General features: G+C 61.6%; 15 protein-coding genes. 7 read left to right on the forward strand and 8 right to left on the reverse strand.

What is annotated here, in order from left to right:
* Positions 1-55: 55 nt before the first annotated feature.
* The 3 genes from L2D14_16895 (at position 56) to L2D14_16905 (ending at position 2,770) form a co-directional block, all read left to right on the forward strand.
* Complete coding sequence (locus L2D14_16895; GenBank protein WNJ99533.1) at positions 56-553, forward strand: tripartite tricarboxylate transporter TctB family protein; 498 nt, start codon at positions 56-58, stop codon at positions 551-553.
* A gap of 74 nt (positions 554-627) precedes the next feature.
* Positions 628-2,142: a tripartite tricarboxylate transporter permease gene (locus L2D14_16900; protein WNJ99534.1), complete on the forward strand. Its 1,515-nt coding sequence runs from the start codon at positions 628-630 to the stop codon at positions 2,140-2,142.
* 64 nt (positions 2,143-2,206) lie between these two features.
* Positions 2,207-2,770 carry a histidine phosphatase family protein gene (locus L2D14_16905; protein WNJ99535.1) on the forward strand — a complete coding sequence of 188 codons (564 nt, stop codon included), beginning with the start codon at positions 2,207-2,209 and terminating at the stop codon, positions 2,768-2,770.
* 9 nt (positions 2,771-2,779) lie between these two features.
* On the opposite strand, the gene L2D14_16910 is transcribed toward L2D14_16905, so the two are convergent.
* The 3 genes from L2D14_16910 to L2D14_16920 all read right to left on the reverse strand — a co-directional run bounded on the left by L2D14_16910 (position 2,780) and on the right by L2D14_16920 (position 7,136).
* Positions 2,780-4,168: a DEAD/DEAH box helicase gene (locus L2D14_16910; GenBank protein WNJ99536.1), complete on the reverse strand. Its 1,389-nt coding sequence runs from the start codon at positions 4,166-4,168 to the stop codon at positions 2,780-2,782.
* A gap of 253 nt (positions 4,169-4,421) precedes the next feature.
* Positions 4,422-5,894 carry a hypothetical protein gene (locus tag L2D14_16915; GenBank protein WNJ99537.1) on the reverse strand — a complete coding sequence of 491 codons (1,473 nt, stop codon included), beginning with the start codon at positions 5,892-5,894 and terminating at the stop codon, positions 4,422-4,424.
* Positions 5,895-5,981: 87 nt separating this feature from the next.
* Positions 5,982-7,136: an acyl-CoA dehydrogenase family protein gene (locus tag L2D14_16920; GenBank protein WNJ99538.1), complete on the reverse strand. Its 1,155-nt coding sequence runs from the start codon at positions 7,134-7,136 to the stop codon at positions 5,982-5,984.
* 160 nt (positions 7,137-7,296) lie between these two features.
* On the opposite strand from L2D14_16920, the gene L2D14_16925 reads away from it, so the two are divergent.
* Positions 7,297-8,100, forward strand: coding sequence for an IclR family transcriptional regulator (locus tag L2D14_16925; protein WNJ99539.1), 804 nt, complete (start codon positions 7,297-7,299; stop codon positions 8,098-8,100).
* A 10-nt stretch (positions 8,101-8,110) separates the two neighbouring features.
* On the opposite strand, the gene L2D14_16930 is transcribed toward L2D14_16925, so the two are convergent.
* Positions 8,111-10,228 carry an acetate--CoA ligase family protein gene (locus L2D14_16930; GenBank protein ID WNJ99540.1) on the reverse strand — a complete coding sequence of 706 codons (2,118 nt, stop codon included), beginning with the start codon at positions 10,226-10,228 and terminating at the stop codon, positions 8,111-8,113.
* Between the two features lie 269 nt (positions 10,229-10,497).
* Here L2D14_16930 and L2D14_16935 point away from each other — a divergent pair, with 269 nt between their 5' ends.
* On the forward strand, positions 10,498-11,283 hold the full coding sequence (locus L2D14_16935) for an SDR family oxidoreductase (protein ID WNJ99541.1): 786 nt from the start codon (positions 10,498-10,500) through the stop codon (positions 11,281-11,283).
* Between the two features lie 7 nt (positions 11,284-11,290).
* On the opposite strand, the gene L2D14_16940 is transcribed toward L2D14_16935, so the two are convergent.
* The 3 genes from L2D14_16940 to L2D14_16950 are packed head-to-tail and all read right to left on the reverse strand — an operon-like array spanning position 11,291 to position 15,668.
* Positions 11,291-12,349, reverse strand: a complete 1,059-nt coding sequence (locus tag L2D14_16940) for a phosphotransferase family protein (protein ID WNJ99542.1) — start codon at positions 12,347-12,349, stop codon at positions 11,291-11,293.
* 8 nt (positions 12,350-12,357) lie between these two features.
* Positions 12,358-13,539: an acetyl-CoA C-acyltransferase gene (locus tag L2D14_16945; GenBank protein ID WNJ99543.1), complete on the reverse strand. Its 1,182-nt coding sequence runs from the start codon at positions 13,537-13,539 to the stop codon at positions 12,358-12,360.
* Positions 13,540-13,565: 26 nt separating this feature from the next.
* Positions 13,566-15,668, reverse strand: coding sequence for a 3-hydroxyacyl-CoA dehydrogenase NAD-binding domain-containing protein (locus L2D14_16950; protein WNJ99544.1), 2,103 nt, complete (start codon positions 15,666-15,668; stop codon positions 13,566-13,568).
* Positions 15,669-15,953: 285 nt separating this feature from the next.
* Between L2D14_16950 and L2D14_16955 the strand changes: the two genes are divergently transcribed.
* On the forward strand, positions 15,954-17,177 hold the full coding sequence (locus tag L2D14_16955; protein ID WNJ99545.1) for an acyl-CoA dehydrogenase: 1,224 nt from the start codon (positions 15,954-15,956) through the stop codon (positions 17,175-17,177).
* Positions 17,178-17,193: 16 nt separating this feature from the next.
* Here the strand turns inward: L2D14_16955 and L2D14_16960 are convergent, their stop codons facing one another.
* Complete coding sequence (locus L2D14_16960; GenBank protein ID WNJ99546.1) at positions 17,194-18,138, reverse strand: GlxA family transcriptional regulator; 945 nt, start codon at positions 18,136-18,138, stop codon at positions 17,194-17,196.
* Positions 18,139-18,257: 119 nt separating this feature from the next.
* On the opposite strand from L2D14_16960, the gene L2D14_16965 reads away from it, so the two are divergent.
* Complete coding sequence (locus L2D14_16965; GenBank protein WNJ99547.1) at positions 18,258-19,508, forward strand: sarcosine oxidase subunit beta family protein; 1,251 nt, start codon at positions 18,258-18,260, stop codon at positions 19,506-19,508.
* Positions 19,509-19,516 lie beyond the last annotated feature (8 nt).

Here is a 19,516-nt window from a genome sequence, read left to right on the forward strand (position 1 = left end):
ACATCAAGGCTTAGCACAGACAGTATCATCAAGAGATCGGGAGCAAGTTTTCATTATGAGACGTGCAGAAATTATCACGGCCGGTTTAATGGCACTTCTCTCGATCTACTTGATGTACAAAAGTACGGAGCTGGATATCGGCTACGTGCGAGGAGAAGGCCCCGGCGGCGGCTTCTGGCCGTTCTGGCTTGCAGCCTGCATGCTGTTGTCGACCATCTGGATCGCCATCAACTGGGTCCTCAAAAAATCACCGCCGTCGCAATCGACCGAGAAATTTCTCGACAGCTACGGATTGCGCATGCTTCTGCTGGTCGGTGGCGGTGTTACCGCGTTTATCGCCCTGACCCATATTCTCGGGTTTTACGGCGCCATCTGCGTGTTCCTTATTTACTACATCCATTTCCTTGGCCGCCACAGTTGGGGGGTCACACTGGCCATCGCCCTGACAACCCCGGTCGTGACATTTTTGTTTTTCGATATTGCGATGCGGATCGTGCTCCCGAAGGGCTATCTCGAGCCGCTGTTCCTGCCGCTGTACGATTTCTTCTTCTAATCGAACCTGCTTCCAAATTAGCCAACAGGCATTTCATTCGCAACACCACGAGCTAAAGGATAGGCGACGAAACCATGGAAATTCTCGGGCATCTCGTAGACGGCATTTTCATCGCGCTGGAACCCCTTAACATCATGCTGATGTTGATCGGTGTTGCACTCGGCCTGTTCATCGGCGCCATGCCGGGCCTCGGCTCCGTCAACGGCGTCGCCATTCTGCTCCCGGCGACGTTCCTGGTGCCGCCGGCATCGGCGATGATCTTTCTCGCGGCAATCTACTACGGGGCCATGTACGGCGGTGCCATATCCTCGATCACGCTCGGGATACCAGGCGCGTCAACGGCCGTGGCGACAACGTTCGACGGGCGCCCGCTGGCTCTCAAGGGGCGCGCGGACCTGGCACTGGTCACGGCTGCCGTCGCATCGTTTGTCGGCGGCAGCGTCGCCAACGTGCTGTTCACCGCTTTCGCGCCGCCGCTGGCCCACGTCGCCCTGGACTTCGGCGACCCGGAGATCTTCGCCCTGATGCTGCTGGCCTTTGCGACCTTCGTCGGTCTCGGCGGCGACGACATCCCGAAAACCCTGTTCTCGATCTGCTTCGGCCTGGTCATGGCGTCCGTCGGCCTCGACATCATGACCGGCGAGCCGCGCCTCGTGTTCGGCGACATCACCGGGTTCATGCACGGCATCAACTTCCTGGTGCTCGCCATCGGCGTCTACGGCATCGGCGAGATGCTGTGGACCATCGACAGCACACGCGGCGAAATGACCATGACCAGCGCGGTTCTGACCGTTAAGGGCATTCTCAGGGCAATCCGCGAAACCGCCACATCGTGGAAAGGCACAACGATCGGATCGTTCCTCGGGTTCTTCGTCGGCATCCTGCCGGCAGCCGGCGCGACCCCCGGCTCGCTGATGGCCTATGGCATCACCAAGATGGTCGACAAGCATCCCGAAACGTTCGGCAAGGGCAACATCAACGGCATCGCCGCCCCCGAAGCCGCCAACAACTCGGCCTCGACCGGTGCCATGCTGCCGATGCTGACGCTCGGCATTCCCGGCTCGCCGACTACGGCCATCCTGCTCGGCGGCATGGTCATCTGGGGCTTGCAACCGGGGCCGCTGCTGTTCACCAACCAGACCGAATTCGTGTGGGGCCTGGTCGGTTCTTTCTACATCTCGAATTTCTTCGCGCTGGCCGTCAACCTCGCCTTCATCCCGCTGTTCATCTGGATGCTGCGGATGCCCTTCACGGTGCTGGCGCCGATGATCTTCGTGCTTTCCGTGGTTGGCGGTTATGCCGCGACGCAGGACATGCACGATATCTGGCTGATGCTGATCTTCGGTGTCGGCGCATATCTGCTGCGCAAGCTGGATTACCCGGTGGCACCGGCAGTGCTGGCCATCGTGCTCGGCCCGATCGCCGAGCCGAAACTGCGCCAGTCGCTGCTGTTTTCCAGCGGCGACCCAATGATCTTCCTTGAGCGTCCGATCTCCGGACCGATCACCATCATCGCGATCATTCTGATCCTGCTGCCGCTGTTCAAGCTGATCCGCGACAAGATGAAGGCCCGCAGCGCCGCCGCATAGTCATCCGAAACGCGGTCCGGCGCGTATAGCATCATGACAAACCAGAATCCTTATGGAGGACGTCATGAAGCTGCGCCGTTACGTTCTGAGTGCGATTTTCTGTCTGTTCGGCTTTGACGCCGCTGCCGATACAAGCCTCTGGCTTAAACTGAACGAACCCGGACATTTTGCCGTCATGCGCCACGCCCAGGCCCCCGGCACAGGCGATCCCGGGAACTTCCGCATCGGTGACTGTTCGACACAAAGAAACCTGAACCGGGCCGGCCGCGATGCCGCCGCCGCCACAGGACAGGCAGCGCGCAACGCCGGCATCATGGCCGCGTCGGTGTATTCAAGTCAGTGGTGCAGGTGCCTGGATACGGCAAGGGCGTTGAAGCTTGGCGCCGTTCAGGAACTGCCGGCGCTGAATTCATTCTATCAGCGCGAAAGCGAGCGGAAGGGCAATATGAAGGCGCTTCGTGAATTCGTCGAAAAAAATGCCGATGCGGGCGGGGCAAAAATTCTCGTCACGCATCAGGTGACGATCAGCGCCCTGACGGGTCAATTCACACGCCAGGGCGAAACGCTGATCTTCCGTCATGCCGGGCAGGGCGAGGTCGAGGTTATCGGCTCGATCCCGCCCGGCTGAGCGGTTCGGTTAGCTGGCGAGACGCTGACGCGGGGCGTCTGCGGACTGGCGGCGGCCCTGGGACTGACCATGTGATTTGCCCTGGGACTGGCCCTGGGGCTTGCCCTGGGACTGGCCACGGTGTGCCTTCTTCGGCTTGTTCGGTTTCCAATTCGAGCGATTTCTCGGCTTTTCCGATCTATCGTCTTCCGTGCCTTTGCGTTCCTGACGCGGGCGGAGTTCCGTTGCCAGCTGCCGGTCGGCCGGCGTTACCGGATTATACGGCTTGCCGCTGTCGGGGGTATCGTCGCGCTGCACGGCATTGCCGATCAGGCGTTCGATATCGCGCAGCAGACCGCGTTCGGAATGTTCGCACAGTGAAATCGCGATGCCGCTGTTGCCGGCGCGTGCGGTACGGCCGATCCGGTGTACATAGGCTTCCGGTACGTTCGGCAGTTCATAGTTGATGACATGCGAAATGCCATCGACATCGATGCCTCTGGCGGCGATATCCGTGGCCACCAGGACCTTGGTCCGCGAGCCGCGGAAATCGGCCAGTGTGCGTTCACGCTGCGGCTGGCTCTTGTTGCCGTGAATGGCGCCGGAGTTGATGCCCGCCTTTTGCAGGAATTCGCAGACCTTGTCGGCACCGCGCTTGGTGCGTGTGAAGACGATAACCCGTTCCACGTCCTTGCCGCGCAGGATACCGACCAGGGCATCGCGTTTGCGGTCACGTTCGACGTGCATCACGCTTTGCTCGATACGTTCGATCGGGCGTGCCGTCGGGGCAACGGAAACCTCGGCGGGACGGTTCAGGAAGTCATCGGCAAGACCGCGGATCTGCTGCGGCATGGTCGCCGAGAGCAGCACCGTCTGGCGTTCTTTCGGCAGCTTGGCGAGGATTTTGCGGATCGTCGGCATAAAGCCGAGATCGAGCATCTGGTCGGCCTCGTCGAGGATCACCGTTTCGGTTTTATCGAGACGGATAACACCGGTCTGCACGTGATCGAGCAAACGGCCAGGCGTTGCGACGACGATGTCCGTGCCGCGTGCCAGGGCGCGGATCTGACCGCCCGGCTTGACGCCGCCCAGAACAACGGTGACGGAAACCCGCATCTCTTTGCCGTATGTGCGGATGCTGTCGGCAATCTGCGACGCCAGTTCGCGCGTCGGTGCCAGGATCAGGGCGGAACAGTTCTTTGCACCCGGCCGTTCGGCTCGGGCGTGAATGCGATTCAGCAAAGGCAGCACGAAGGCCGCCGTTTTACCGGTACCCGTCTGGGCGATGCCGACAAGGTCCTTGCCGGACAGCATGATCGGAATGACCTGCGCCTGGATCGGGGTCGGTTGTGTGTAACCTTCGTTCGATACCGCACGAAGAATAGGCTCGGCGAGGCCGAGTTCGTTGAAGTTTTTCAAAACATAACTTTCATGTATAGACACCCGCCGGAATCCCCAAGGAATCCCGGTGGCATCTGAATTTCAATTTGGGAGCTTGCGTAGATCAGCAACCATGTTCATGTGCCGGATGGCACGACCGGTCCGTTTATTTGCGGAGACGGCGACTGCTGACAACAGATGAGGTCATCTACACGCAGTTTGCTGAGGGGGTTGTGTCACACCCCGTTAAAATTAGCAAGGTTATTCGCGTCCGGCTGTTTGCGGCGAAAGCTTACGCGGCGTTGAAATCGGCGATCATGCCGTCCCACGCCGGCACCAGATCCATCAGGCCGTCCCAGAACGCCTGATCGCGGCGGACCGTGAATTCCTCCAGCGAAACGCCCTGCTGCTCGACCCACGTGTAGTATCCGAGATTGAAAATCCGCTCTTTGCCCGGACGGTCCAGTTCGATCATGTTGTCCGTCGCGCAGCCCAGCAGATAACGCCCGAACGTTTCCGCCGCCGCGATTTCATCGACCCCGCCCTCGAAGTATTTGCTTTCGGCCAGGCCCAGTTCGGTTTCGTAAAGCGCGGCCCCGTCGGTGGCGACGGACAGCACCACGTCATCCGGCCCCAGTTTGTTGTATTTGGCGTATTTGACGGCGCCGAGAATATTCGCCAGCGACGAAAGACCGAGATTGCCGAGGGACGCGATGGCTTCCTGGCCGAGACCGAGCCGTGACGACAGATAGTTCCGGCCCGCCGTCGTGTTATAGACGACGTTCAGCCCGTCGGTGGCGTGATCGGAAACGCCGATGACATAGTCGGTGGCCATCACATTGTGGATGAACGGCACGTGCTTGTCGCCGATGCCCTGAATGTTGTGATCGCCGAAACCGTTGTACAGCAGCGTCGGGCATTCCAGCGCCTCGACCGCGCAGGTATCGGTGCCGAGCACCGCCTTCAGGTGATCCCCGGCGGCCAGCGTGCCGGCGGAACCGGATGCGGAGACATAGGCCCTCGCCGTCAGGTTGCCGTCCTTGTTCACGTCCTCGAAGATTTTCTGCAACGCAGGCCCGGTGACGGCGCGGTGGATGATGTAGTTACTGAACTCGGAAAACTGGTTGAGAATGACGTTCGCCGGGTCCTTGGCCAGTTCATGACAGGCGTCGTAGATTTCCTTCACGTTACTTTCGGTGCCGTGCGTGCGCACGATATCCGACGGATCCGTGACCCAGTTTTCGAGCCAGTTGAAACGCTCCGCGCTCATGCCTTCGGGCAGGACCGCGACCGAGCGGCAGCCGAGAATACGTGAAATCGCCACCCCGCCCCGGCAATAGTTCCCGGTCGACGGCCACACGGCGCGATGATTCTCGGGATCGAACTTGCCCGACATCAGCCTCGGCACCAGACAGCCGTACGCCGCCAGCACCTTGTGCGCGTTGATCATCGGGAAGCGGTTGCCGAGCGCGACGACGATCTTCGCATCGACGCCGGTCAGTTCCTGCGGCACCACCATGTACGCGGGGACATCGCTGAGCCCCCGGCGATCCGGCGCATTGTACCAGTGCACGCGGAACAGGTTGCCCGGGTCGGCAATGTCGGGATCGACCCCGGCGACGTCTTCGGCCTTGGATTTCAGATGACGGGGCGGATCGGCCAATTCGGAAATGCTCGGCAGGCGCACGCCGCGGTCCTTCAGATGGCGGACGGCTTTCTCGTACGTTGCGCGGTCGACGATTTCGCGTTCAAGCCCGAATGACATGGCAGTTCCCCCAAACCCATAAACACCTGTATCCGGGTTTGTTGTCGGTTATCTGGCGCAAATGATCAAGGGGACCGGGCGATTTCCTCAGCCGGCGGCTTCTTTCAGCATCTCGCGGGCGATAATGAGCTGCTGAATCTGCGACGTGCCTTCATACAGGCGATACAGCCGGACATCGCGGTAGAACCGCTCGATCCCGTAATCGGCGATATACCCGGCGCCGCCATGGATCTGCACGGCCCGGTCGGCGACGCGGCCGACCATTTCCGAACTGTAGTATTTGCAGATCGCCGCCTGCTTGGTGACGTTCTCGCCTTTGTCCTTCAGGCGGGCCGCGTCGAGGACCATGGATTTCGCGGCATAGAGTTCCGTCTCGCAATCGGCAAGCATCGCCTGCACCAATTGGAAATCGGCGATCGGTACGTCGAACTGCTTGCGTTCCATGGCATAGGCGACGCTGTCGCGGATCAGCCGTTCGGCATTGCCGATACAACTGCCGGATATGACCAGCCGTCCACGGTCGAGAACCTTCATCGCCGTCTTGAAGCCCTGCCCCTCGACGCCGCCGATCAGCGCATCCGCCGGAATCCGGCAATCGTCGAAGATCACGTCGCAGACCGGCGCGCCCTGCTGGCCCATTTTCTTGTAAGGCTTGCCGAGCGACAGCCCCGGCGCATCCGCCTCGACAAGGAACGCCGAAATCCCGCCGGCGCGCTTGTTCTCGGGGTCGGTCCGCGCCATCACCGTGAACACGCCGGCGTTGGGGGCGTTGGTGATGAAACGCTTGGTGCCGTTCAGAACGTATTCGTTGCCGTCCTTCCTGGCCGTGGTCCTGAGCGAGGCGGCATCGGAACCGGAATCCGGCTCGGTCAACGCAAAGGAGCCGGTAATTTCACCGCTGGCCAGCTTCGGCAGGTACTTTTGTTTCTGTTCCTCGGTGCCGTCGATAACGATCCCCTGGCTGCCGATGCCGTTGTTGGTCCCGAACACCGAGCGGAACGCGGGCGACGTATGACCCAGTTCGATGATCACCCGGACTTCTTCCTCGACACTCAGGCCGAGCCCGCCGTAGGCCTCGGGGATCGACAACCCGAACAGGCCGAGCGCGCGCATTTCATCGACGACATTATCGGCAACCCGGTCGTTGTCGCCGGTCTCCGCTTCGAGGGGGATGAGCCGCTCTTCGACAAACCGTGAAACCGTGTCCAATAACTGCCTGAAAGTGTCTTCGTCCAATGACATGTATCTGCTCCTGCAATTTCGCCTTGCAGAATAATGTTCCATTAGCAGTTTGGCGAGGATAACTTTGTCGTGTACAAAGCATTTTCAACGGCCAATATCTATGGCACGACGATTTTCGTCATATGAAATCTGACAGCACTCGAACCCGGTACGGTAGTATATGTCGCGCAGCTTGGAATTCGATGCCCACGAACTTGAAGACGACAGCAAGGACCGCCGCTTCGTCACCGCTCTGGCGCGCGGGCTTGATGTGCTCAGATGTTACCAGCAGGGCGATGTCGGCCTCGGCAATCTGGAAATCGCCAGGCGCACCGGCCTGCCGAAACCGACCATTTCCCGGCTGACCTATACCCTGACCAAGCTCGGTTATCTGATCTATTCCGAGCAGCACGGCACTTACCAACTCGGCCCGGGCGTTCTGCAGTTGGGATACGTCATGCTGTCCGGCCTGGATATCCGCGAACGCGCCCGCCCGCTGATGCAGGATCTTGCCAATCAGGTCGATGCGACGATTGCGCTGGGTGCCCGCGACAGACTGGAAATGGTGTACCTGGAAGCCTGCCGCGGTCCCGGCGCGGTCACGCTGAGGATCGATGTCGGCTCTCACATCCCGCTTTCCGTGACCTCCATGGGGCGCGCCCTGCTGGCGGCGCTGCCCGAAAGCGAACGCAATTACCTGATGTCGCACATTCGCAGAAAGGCCGAAAGCGCCAAGGCGTACGGGGTCATCGAAAAGGGTGTGAAACGCGCGATCGAGGATATCGGCACACGCGGTTACAGCATGTCGCTCGGTGACTGGCGGCCGGATGTGAATGGCATCGGCGTGCCGCTGATCACGCACGACAATCAGGTCTTCGCGCTGAATTGCGGCGGACCGGCGTTCCGGGTATCCAAGGATTTTCTGGAAAAGGAATGCGCGCCCCGGCTGCTCGAACTGGCGGCCCGGATTTCGGCGCTTTCCTAGAACCCGGCCTTCAGCTTTTCGCCGGTTCGGGGACGACCAGGCAATCGAGGGCGAGGCACCCCTGCCCTTCGGGTAAAACCACGAACGGATTGAGATCGATACTCTGCAGCTTATCGGCGTGGTCGCTGGCGAACCGCGACAGACAAACCAGGGCCTCGGCGAGGGCATCGATATCCGCCGCCGGGCGTCCGCGCACGCCCCGCAACAGCTTCGCGCCCTTGGTTTCGCCGATCATCTGCAGGGCTTCGTTCTTGTCGAACGGCGCCAGGCGGAACGACACATCCTTGAAGACTTCGACAAACACACCGCCCAGACCGAACATCACCGCCGGGCCGAAAACGGGATCGATCTGTACGCCGAGAATCGTTTCAACGCCGCCTGAAACCATCGGCGCGACGATCACGCCTTCATGTCCGCCGCCCGGTACGGCTTGCTCCGTGCGCTCGGTGATTTCCACGAACGCGGCCCGGGCCGCCTCGGGCGTTTCGATGCCGAGCATCACGCCGCCGATCTCGGTTTTATGCGCAAAGCGGGCACCGTTGATCTTCATCGCCACCGGCCGGTCGAAGCCGCGCGCGGCGTCGGCGGCTTCCTCGCCGATCGCGCAAAGAACCGCCTCGACGACGGGCAAGCCGGCGGCAGACAACAGATTGCGGGATTCCCACTCGCTCAAGTCCCGGGCCGGGATCGCCGCTTCGGGCAAGGCTTTGCTGTCCGGGGCTGCCTGCATCGGCGGGCGGACGAAAGCTTCGCCGATCCGCGTCAGCGCAGCGATCGCGCCGATGGCGCGGCAGGGGTCCTCGAAAATCAGATAACCGGCATTGCTGTAGGTCGCCACCATATCCTCGGAGCCGACGAGCGACAGGATAAGCAGCCGGTCCGGAAACTTGGAACGGATCGCGTCGAGTTCCTTCAACAGCGGCTCGACCACATAGGGCGAACACGCGGCAAGGGTGAAAAAGGCGACCGCGGAATCGTAGCCGCCCTTGTCGAGCATGATGTCGAAATTGAGCCCGACCAGCTTCATGTCATTGAAAAACTGCGCCGTTGTATCGACCGGGTTACGCGACGAGGCAAACGGCAGATATTCCTTCAGCAGTTTCTGCGCATCTTCCGGCATCGGCGCCACGTCGAGGCCGAGCTTGACGGCATGATCGGCCATCTGTGCGCCGACGCCGCCGGAAATCGTCACCAGCCCGACGCGGTTCGCCTTCGGGAAAATACCCGCCGTGCAGGCATAGGCGGCATCGAGCATATCCTCGGTCGTCTCGGCGCGGTAAACGCCGTACTGGCGGAATACGGCGTCGTATATCTCATCGGCGCCGGCCAGGGACGCCGTGTGCGACGCCGCCGCCGCCGCCCCCTCCTCGCTTTGCCCGACCTTGAGAAGTATAACCGGCTTCTTGCGGGCCCGGGCCTTTTCGAAACTCCGGATCAGTGCGGCGCCGTCCTTGACGCCTTCCACATAGGCGGCGATGACCTTGATGTCATCGTTGTCCACGGCCCAGTCGATGCACTCGGCCACCGACACATCGCACTCGTTGCCCGTGGTGATGACGTGACTGACACCGATCCCCCGGCCCTTGGCGACGGCAAACAGGTGGGTGCCGTAAGCCCCCGACTGGCTGATGATCGCCAGCGGACCCGGTTCGGGATATCCCTGATCCCCGGTGCTCGAGAACGTCGCGAAAAAACGGCTGTGGAAGTTCAGTACGCCCAGGCAGTTCGGGCCGAGCAGGCGCATGCCGGTCCGTTTCGCAAAAGCCGTAAGTTCGTCCTGCGCCAATGCGCCGGCATCGCCCACTTCCGCGAACCCGGAGCTGAAGATGACGGCCGATTTGACACCGCTGGCCGCGCAATCCTCAAGCGTCTCCAGGACGAGTTTGGCGGGCACCGCGACAAGCGCGCAATCGACGGGCTGGCCGACATCCTTGATCGACGAATAGGCCTTCACGCCCTGAACCGTTTCGCGGTTCGGGTTCACCGGATAGAACGTGCCCTTGTAGCCCAGGTCGATCAGATACCGCAGCGGCCGCCCGCCGATCCGCGCCGGATTATCGGAAGCGCCGATGATCGCCACGGAGCTCGGATTTATAAGAGACTGCAATCCTGCCCGCGGATCGTTCATCGGATGATATCCCCCCTTGATGCCCCACGCCGTAACGCATGGTGCGCCGGATGGTGTTAACGAGCTTCTCCGGCTTTCCGTCTTTTTTAGCGGCTCGCATATGCCCTGCACCAGCCTTCTGATTGCTTTACATGCATAATTAATGGATGCAAAACTTAATTTTACCATGCAGAACATAGCGCGAATTTACCGCACCGCATAGTCGTGGCATTTGACGCCGTCATGTAAAATCGTGCGTCCCGCAAGACACTTGAGATGAAGGATTGGACGTGAACGCATCTGAACTTTTTGACCTGAGCGGCAAGGTCGCGCTGATCACCGGATCGACCAAGGGGATCGGCAAGGCCATCGCAAAGACCTTTGCCAGTGCCGGCGCCAAGGTCGTCGTCTCGAGCCGCAAGGACGAACGCTGCCGCGCGGTCGCTGCGGAAATCTGCGCCGACGGCGGTGAAGCCATCGGCATTCCCTGCAATATTTCCGACAAGGAGCAGCTTCAGGCACTCGTCAATGCGACCCTGAAAGCCTGGGGGCACATCGATATTCTGGTCTGCAATGCGGCGGTCAATCCGTACTTCGGGCCGCTCGCGGGCATAACCCAGGAAGCCTATGACAAGATCATGGACGTCAACATCGGCTCCAATCTGTGGCTGTGCAACATGGTGCTGCCGCAAATGGCCGAACGAAAGGACGGCGCGGTCATCATCGTCTCCAGTATCGGCGGCCTGAAGGGCAGCGAGAATCTCGGCGCTTATGGCATTTCCAAAGCCGCCGACATGCAGCTTGCGCGTAATCTCGCCGTCGAGTGGGGCCACGCCAACATTCGCGCCAACTGCATCGCGCCGGGTCTGGTGAAGACCGACTTCGCGCGCGCGCTGTGGGAAGACCCGGAAGCGACGAAGCGCGCGCTTGCCGCCTACCCGATCGGCCGCCTGGGTGAACCCGAGGACATTGCCGGCGCGGCGCTGTTCCTGGCCGGCAAGGCAGGCAGTTTCGTCAGCGGGCATACGCTGGTCGTCGACGGCGGCAGCACCATCGGTTCGAGCCGCTATAGCTGAGTTGCGCCTAAAGTCCGGCCAGCACACGTCCCTTGTCGGTCAGTCCGGCGATCCGCTCGCCGAAAATGGCGAACCGCTCGTCACTGGTCTGACCGCGCAGGTAGCGGATATAGATCTGCTGCAGGATCACGGCGATCTTGAAGACGCCGAAAACCTGATACCAGTGCACCGCCGAGCAGTCGAGGCCGCTCAGCGTTGCATAGCGCTCGATCACCTCGGCGCGCGAAGGGAAGCCGGGCGCCCATGTCGGCATCGACGCGCCTAAAATCCACGCCGGGTCGTCGTCACTCTGCCCCCAGAAAGTCAGCGTGTAGCCAAGATCGAGCAGCGGATCGCCGCGCGTGCACATGTCCCAGTCCAGCACCGCGCGCGGGATCGCGGGGTCGTCCGCATCGAGCAGCATGTTGTCGAGCTTGAAATCGTTGTGCAGCAGGGACACCCGCTGGCTTTGCGGCACGCCCCGGTGCAGCCAGGCGATGATGCTGTCCATCAGCGGATTTTCTTCGTGTACCGCGGCGGCCCAGCGTTTTTGCCATCCCTCAAGCTGCCGCTCGACGAAACCCTCCGGGCGGCCCAGATCCTGAAGACCGGCGGCGGCCGGATCGACCCCATGCAGGTCCGCCAGCACATCGACCAGCATGTTCCCCATACGCGCCAAAAGTTCCGGCGTCCAGTCGCGGTCATCGGGCAGCTCGCGGCGCACGACGATGCCCTGCCGTCGTTCCATGACATGAAACGGTGCACCGATAACGGTGTCGTCTTCGCAGACCGCGAAACTGCGCGGCGCCAACGCGAACGCCTGCCAAAGATCCTTCAGCACCCGGTGTTCGCGCAGCATGTCGTGCGCGGACGGCGCAACCGGCCCCAGCGGCGGCCGGCGCAGCACGTATTCCGCATCGCCGAACTTCACCAGGTACGTCAGGTTCGCGTGACCGCCGCCGAACTGTGCGAGATCGAACGCGCCGCCGGTATCGGGCAAATGGCGGCGCAGCCACGGCTCAAGCAACGTCGTGTCGAGCCGTTCGTCGGCGCGGATTTCGATGACTTCCCGGTCCGGCGCGCTCATCTTTGGGCTCAGACGACTTCGAACAGACCCGCGGCGCCCATGCCGCCGCCGATGCACATCGTCACGACGACGTTCTTCGCCCCCCGGCGCTTGCCTTCGATCAGAGCATGCCCCGTCAGTCGCGCCCCGGTCATGCCGAACGGGTGGCCGATGGCAATCGACCCGCCGTTGACGTTCAGCTTGTCGTTCGGAATGCCGAGTTGGTCGCGGCAATACAGGACCTGCACCGCAAACGCCTCGTTCAGTTCCCACAAGTCGATGTCGTCCATCTTCATGTCGAAGCGTTCCAGCAGGCGCGGCACCGCGAACACCGGGCCGATCCCCATTTCGTCAGGTTCGCACCCGGCGACCGTGAAGCCCTTGAAGATGCCGAGCGGTTCCAGCCCGCGCTTTTCGGCAAGTCTGGAATCCATGACGACGCACGCCGACGCCCCGTCCGACAACTGGCTGGCGTTGCCCGCCGTGACGAAATTGCCCTCGCCCATGACCGGTTGCAGCTTGGCCAGGCCCTCGGCATTGGTTTCCGGGCGATTGCCTTCGTCCTTGTCCAGCGTCACTTCCTGAACGGAAACCTCGCCGGTCTCCTTGTTCTTCACTTCCTTGTTTGTGGTAATCGGCACGATCTCGTCATCGAAGTAGCCGGCCTGCTGAGCGGCGGCGCAGCGCTGCTGGCTCTGCAGCGCATACGCGTCCTGCGCATCGCGGCTGACGCCATAACGCTTGGCGACGATATCCGCCGTATCGATCATGGCCATCCACAGCTCGGGCTTGTGCGCCATCAGCCACTCTTCCTCGAAGTGATGACGGTTGAGGCTGGGCTGCACCAGACTGACGGATTCGACACCGCCCGCCACCATCACCGGCACCTTGTCGACGATGACGCGTTGCGCCGCCATGGCGATGGCCTGCAATCCCGACGAACAGAAGCGGTTGACCGTGGTGCCCGACGTGGTGACCGGCAGCCCGGCCCGGTACGCCGCAAGCCGTGCGATGTTCTTGCCGGTCGCGCCTTCGGGATAGCCGCAGCCGATAATTACGTCCTCGACCTCTGCCGGGTCGATCCCGGCCCGCGCCACGGCGTGCTCGATGCAATGCCCCTGCATGACGGCGCCATGGGTGATGTTGAATGCGCCCCGGTGGGCTTTGCCGATCGGCGTGCGGGCGGTGGAAACGATGACGGCTTCGGACATGATCTCTCCTTGTTGAATACAGTCCTTCAGGACTGATAATCGGCGAATGACTTACCTGATTTCGCCAGTTCCTCGAGCAGCGGTGCCGGGCGCAGCATGTCGCCGTGGGCATCGTGCAGTTTTTTCATGGTCTCATAGATTTTTGCAACACCGGTCAGGTCGGCATAGAACATCGGTCCGCCGCGGCCGACCGGATACCCGTAACCGTGCACCCAGACCAGATCGATATCGCTGGCGCGCGTTGCGATCCCTTCGCCGAGAATCTTCGCCCCTTCGTTGATGTGCGTGTACATGCAGCGCTCAAGGATTTCCTGATCGCTGACGGGGCGGCGCTGGATACCGAACTCCGCCGAAACCCTACAGATCAGTGCCTCGATTTCCGGATCGGGTTCGGGTGTGCGGCTGCCTTCGGCGTAGGTGTACCAGCCCTTGCCGTTTTTCTGACCGTAGCGTCCCATCTCGTAAATGCGGTCGGCGATCGTCGAGGAATAGCGGTCATTGCTCGGTGTCGTTTCACGGCGGTGCTTGCGCACCATGTAGCCCACATCCATGCCCGCCAGATCGCCCATGGCGAACGGCCCCATGGCAAAGCCGAAGTCGTAAAAGACCCGGTCCACCTGTTGCGGCAAGGCCCCCTCTTCGAGCAGGAATTCTGCCTGCGAGCGGTAGGCATAGAGCATGCGGTTGCCGACGAACCCGTCGCAGACGCCGACCATGACGCCGACCTTGCCGATGTCCTTGGAAAGCTTCATGACCGTCGCGATCACGTCAGCGGCGGTTTCCCTGCCGCGCACGTTTTCCATCAGTTTCATGATGTGCGCCGGGCTGAAGAAGTGCGTGCCGATCACGTCCGCCGGGCGGCTTGTGGCGGCGGCGATTTCGTCGACATCCAGCGTCGATGTATTTGTCGCCAGGATCGCGCCGGGCTTGCAGACCTCGTCCAGTTTTCTAAAGACCTTTTTCTTCAGGTCCATGTCTTCGAACACCGCTTCGATGACGATATCCGCATCGGCGATGTCGGCATGATCGACGGTCCCCGACAGGCGCCCGAACGCCGCGTCCATTTCGTCCTCGGTGATACGCCCGCGCGCGACGCTGCCGGTATAGGTCTTCTTTGCCGCACTCATCCCGGCATCGAGTGCGTCCTGGCTCTGCTCAAGGATGGTGACGGGAATCCCCGCGTTGGCAAAGCTCATCGCGATACCCCGGCCCATGGTGCCGCAGCCGATGACGGCAGCCTTCTTGACCGGACGCAGCGGCGTATCCCTGGGGACGTCGGGAATCTTGTGCGCCTGGCGCTCGGCAAAGAACAGGTGCCGCGCCGCCTTTGACTGATCGGACAGCACCAGTTCGTCGAAGTGCTTGCGTTCCAGCTTCATGCCTTCGGCAACGCTGACGTACATGGCCGCCTCGACCGCATCGATGCAGCGTTGCGGCGCGATCAGGCCGCGCGCGCGTTTGGCGATCCTGTCGCGATACGCGGCAATCGTTTCAGCGGCGCCTTCGTCGGCGACGGTCATATCGCTGATGCGCCGGGGGCCTTTGCCCGATGCAATCAATTCATCGGCGAACGCGACGGCACCGCCGATCAAATCCCCTTCAGCCGGAACGATCGCGTCGAGATACCCCATAGCCAGCGCTTTTTCGGCATCGACATATTCGCCGCCGAGGATGATATCCAGCGCCGGCGCGATACCGATCAGACGCGGCAGGCGCTGCGTCCCCCCGGCGCCCGGTAACAGGCCCAGATTGATCTCCGGCAGTCCGAAGCGCGCCGATGCGTCGCCGACCCGGTAATGGCAGCCCAGCGAGATTTCGCAGCCGCCGCCGACGGCGGTGCCGTGAATGGCGGCGACGACCGGCTTTTCGCTGGCTTCGATATTATTGATGAGCACCGAAAGTGACGGTTCCTGGCGCGGCTTGCCGAATTCCGTAATATCGGCGCCGCCGCAAAAACAGCGATTGCGCCCGGCAAGCACAATGGCCTGAACCGTATCGTCCGCCGCTGCCTTGGCAAACGCGGCGTCAATTCCCTGGCGTACAGCAACGCCGAGTGCATTGACGGGCGGATTATCGAGGACGATAACGGCAACATGGCCACGCTTTTCATAGTCGACAGGGGACGTCATCGGATGATCCTTTTTTGAAACTTGCTTTTGCAGTGCGAAACTGCAGTATGGGATGGAGCCTCGGAGTTGTCCAGCCCATGCGCCTTGCCGAAACAAAGTTTTGCCCATTTATGCGATGATCGCCAGCCTCGGAAATTCTGCTGGATATTCTCTTCGGTTTTCTGGCGGTTTCTGGGGGATTCTGGCTGCGGCGGATGCGAAACTCCGGCAAACTACCGGCAAACGAACAGGCAGACCGGGCAATCCGGTTTCACCGCCGCGTCGTCAAACAAAGGCAGAAAGAGCATGAATTTCGATTTTTCAGAACGCACCGAAGAACTCCGCGCACGGCTGATGGCGTTCATGGACGAACATGTCTATCCGAACGAAAAAGTCTACCACGAGCAGTTGGAGGCCGGTGAGCACTGGGCAACGCCGCCTGTCATGGAAGAGCTGAAGAGCAAAGCCAAAAAGGCCGGACTGTGGAACCTGTTCCTGCCCGAAGCCGAATATGGCGCCGGGCTGAGCAACCTCGAATATGCACCGTTGTGCGAGATCATGGGCCGCTCGCCGATCGGTCCCGAGGTCTTCAATTGCGCGGCCCCCGATACCGGCAACATGGAAGTGCTGGTGCGCTACGGCTCGGATGAACAGAAGGAACGCTGGCTGAAACCGTTGCTGGACGGTGAAATCCGTTCCGCGTTTGCGATGACCGAACCCGACGTCGCGTCTTCCGATGCCACCAACATCCAATCCAGCATTGTCCGTGACGGCGACGACTATATCCTGAACGGCCGCAAGTGGTGGACGTCGGGCGCCGGCGATGCACGCTGCGAGATTCTCATCTTTATGGGCAAGTCCGACCCGAGTGCGGAAAAATACCGCCAGCAGTCGATGGTCCTGGTGCCCAGGGACACGCCCGGCGTGACCCTGATCCGCCCGCTGACGGTGTTCGGTTACGACCACGCGCCGCACGGTCACTTCGAGATCGATTTCAAGGACGTACGCGTGCCGGTATCGAACATGATCCTCGGTGAAGGGCGCGGGTTCGAGATCGCGCAGGGGCGTCTCGGCCCCGGCCGCATTCATCATTGCATGCGCCTGATCGGTGTCGCCGAACGCTCCCTCGAAGCGATGTGCGCGCGCGCCAAGAAACGGGTCGCCTTCGGCAAGCCGCTCGCCGAACAGGGCGTCGTCATGGATGTCATTTCACGTTCGCGCATCGAAATCGAACAGGCCCGGCTGCTGACGCTCAAAGCCGCCTATATGATGGATACCGTCGGCAACAAGATCGCCCGCTCGGAAATCGCCATGATCAAGGTCATCGCCCCGCAGATGGCCTGCGACGTCATCGACCGCGCGATACAGGTTCATGGCGGCGGCGGCGTGTCCGAGGATTTCGGCCTCGCCTATGCCTGGGCCAAGACGCGCAGCCTCAGGCTCGCCGACGGCCCCGACGAAGTCCACCGCACATCGCTGGCGAAGATGGAATTGAAAAAGCAGAGCCCACGCTGGATTTACAGCGACTGACCGGGCGCGGTTCCCCTCAACGCGGCTGGCGTGTGCGCTCGGCGCTCGGCGGATAGCCCTTCAGCGCGCGATAGGCCTTGGTGAAATGACTGGGGCTGTAAAATCCGGTGGCCATCGCCACTTCGCTGATGGTCAGCGCGCTCTGGCGCAGCAAGCGCCCGGCGTATTCGATCCGAACCGTCAGATACACATGCTGAAACGTCGCCCCGAGGTGGGCCTTGAACAGCCGGCTCAGGTGACGTTCGCTGACACCGGCGAAGCGCGCCATCGTCGCGCGGTCGAGCGGCGTTTCCGGTGTGCTTTCCATCTTTTCCAGCACCGAAAGCAGCACCGGGTGATGGATACCGTAGGTTTCGATCAGGGACGCTTTCTGAGACTCCGTCCCGGCACCGACATGCGTGTGCAGAAACCAGTCGCTGACCCGGCGCGCGAAATCCTCGCCCATCTGCTCGGCAATCAGCGCATGCATCATGTCCAGCGGCGCGACGCCGCCGCCACAGGTGATCCGGTTGCCGTCGATCACGTAGCGTGATTTTTCGGGAACCAGGTCCGGAAACGCTTCCATGAAGGCCGGGGCATGCTCCCAGTGTATCGTGAAGCGGCGGTTTTCGAGCAAGCCCGCGGCAGCGACCAGATAAGGCCCGCCGGAAATGCCGCCGATCCGCACCCCGCCCCGGGCCAGCGTCCTGAGACGGTCGAGAACGCCGGGATGATTCCAGTGCGACGGGTCGCCACCGGCACACACCAGCACGATATCCAGATCGGTGCCGGCCGCTGCAAGCGGCTGCACGGGGATTTGTGCGCCCGATGAGGTGCGCGCGACATCGGGGTGCAGGGCGTATGCGCTGAGCCGGTAGTGTTCCTGTCCGGCCAGCAGGTTTGCAGCCCTGAGCGGCTCGCTCGCCGAGGCGAAGGACATCAGGGCAAATCCGGGGATCAGGATAAAACCGACCTTTTGCACAGACGCCCCCGGATCAATCGAAAATACGTCCTTTATTTACATGTATATGTCCCTTTACGGCAAGCGGAGCGCTGACGTCCGTGCAATTATGATGGCTGTGATCATCCGTGGGGTTCTTCATGCGTTATTCCGCACTGTCGATTATTCGCAACGCGCTCGGCGGCAACCGCGGCTGGAAGCCTGTCTGGCGGACCCCCGAGCCGAAGCCGCATTACGATGTCATCATTGCCGGCGGTGGCGGTCACGGGCTGGCGACGGCGTATTATCTGGCGCGTGAATTCGGCATCCGCAATATCGGCGTGCTGGAAAAGAGCTACATCGGCTCCGGCAACGTCGGCCGGAACACGACGATCATCCGGTCCAATTACCTGCTCGAAGGCAACAATCCGTTTTACGAGCTTTCGCTGAAGCTCTGGGAAGGGCTGGAACAGCAGTTCAATTTCAACGCCATGGTTTCACAGCGCGGCGTCATCAATCTGTTCCACAGCGATGCCCAGCGCGACGCCGCGGCACGGCGCGGCAACGCCATGCGCCTGCACGGTGTCGATGCGGAACTTGTCGAGCGCGAAGGCGTCCGCGACATGCTGCCGTTCCTGGATTACAACAACGCCCGCTTTCCCATCATGGGCGGCCTTTTGCAGCGGCGCGGCGGCACGGTGCGCCACGATGCCGTTGCCTGGGGCTTTGCCCGCGGTGCCGACAGTTATGGCGTCGACATCATACAGGACTGCGAAATGACCGGCGTGCGCCGCGACGGCAACCGCGTCGTCGGCGTCGAGACATCGAAAGGCTATATCGCCTGTGACAAGCTGGCGCTTTCGGCCGCCGGGCATTCCAGTGTCGTCGCCGAGATGGCGGGCCTGAAACTGCCGATCGAAAGCCATGTGCTGCAGGCTTTCGTCAGCGAAGGGCTGAAGCCGTTTATCGACATGGTCGTGACCTTCGGCGTCGGGCATTTCTATGTCTCGCAATCGGACAAAGGCGGCCTTGTCTTCGGCGGCGATATCGACGGCTACAATTCCTATGCCCGGCGCGGCAACCTGGCGACGGTCGAGCATGTGATCGAGGCCGGCGTTTCCATGATCCCGGCACTGTCGCGCGTCAAGGTGCTCAGAAGCTGGGGCGGCATCATGGACATGAGCATGGACGGCTCGCCGATCATCGACAAGGCGCCGCTCGACAACCTGTATATCAACGCCGGGTGGTGTTACGGCGGCTTCAAGGCGACGCCAGCGTCGGGGTGGTGCTATGCCCACCTGATCGCCACCGACACGCCGCATCCCGTGGCCACGCAGATGCGGCTCGACCGCTTCGAGCGCGGCTATCTGATCGACGAGCGCGGCGCCGGCGCGCAGCCGAACCTGCATTAGGATGATGT

The sequence above is a fragment of the Thalassospiraceae bacterium LMO-JJ14 genome (assembly GCA_021555105.2).
GTDB lineage: Bacteria > Pseudomonadota > Alphaproteobacteria > Rhodospirillales > Casp-alpha2 > UBA4479.

Coding starts and splice junctions, on each gene's coding strand:
- L2D14_16895 (WNJ99533.1), top strand. CDS start 56: ATGAGACGTGCAGAAATTATCACGGCCGGTTTAATGGCACTTCTCTCG.
- L2D14_16900 (WNJ99534.1), top strand. CDS start 628: ATGGAAATTCTCGGGCATCTCGTAGACGGCATTTTCATCGCGCTGGAA.
- L2D14_16905 (WNJ99535.1), top strand. CDS start 2,207: ATGAAGCTGCGCCGTTACGTTCTGAGTGCGATTTTCTGTCTGTTCGGC.
- L2D14_16915 (WNJ99537.1), bottom strand. CDS start 5,894: ATGTCATTCGGGCTTGAACGCGAAATCGTCGACCGCGCAACGTACGAG.
- L2D14_16920 (WNJ99538.1), bottom strand. CDS start 7,136: ATGTCATTGGACGAAGACACTTTCAGGCAGTTATTGGACACGGTTTCA.
- L2D14_16925 (WNJ99539.1), top strand. CDS start 7,297: ATGTCGCGCAGCTTGGAATTCGATGCCCACGAACTTGAAGACGACAGC.
- L2D14_16930 (WNJ99540.1), bottom strand. CDS start 10,228: ATGAACGATCCGCGGGCAGGATTGCAGTCTCTTATAAATCCGAGCTCC.
- L2D14_16940 (WNJ99542.1), bottom strand. CDS start 12,349: ATGAGCGCGCCGGACCGGGAAGTCATCGAAATCCGCGCCGACGAACGG.
- L2D14_16945 (WNJ99543.1), bottom strand. CDS start 13,539: ATGTCCGAAGCCGTCATCGTTTCCACCGCCCGCACGCCGATCGGCAAA.
- L2D14_16950 (WNJ99544.1), bottom strand. CDS start 15,668: ATGACGTCCCCTGTCGACTATGAAAAGCGTGGCCATGTTGCCGTTATC.
- L2D14_16955 (WNJ99545.1), top strand. CDS start 15,954: ATGAATTTCGATTTTTCAGAACGCACCGAAGAACTCCGCGCACGGCTG.
- L2D14_16965 (WNJ99547.1), top strand. CDS start 18,258: ATGCGTTATTCCGCACTGTCGATTATTCGCAACGCGCTCGGCGGCAAC.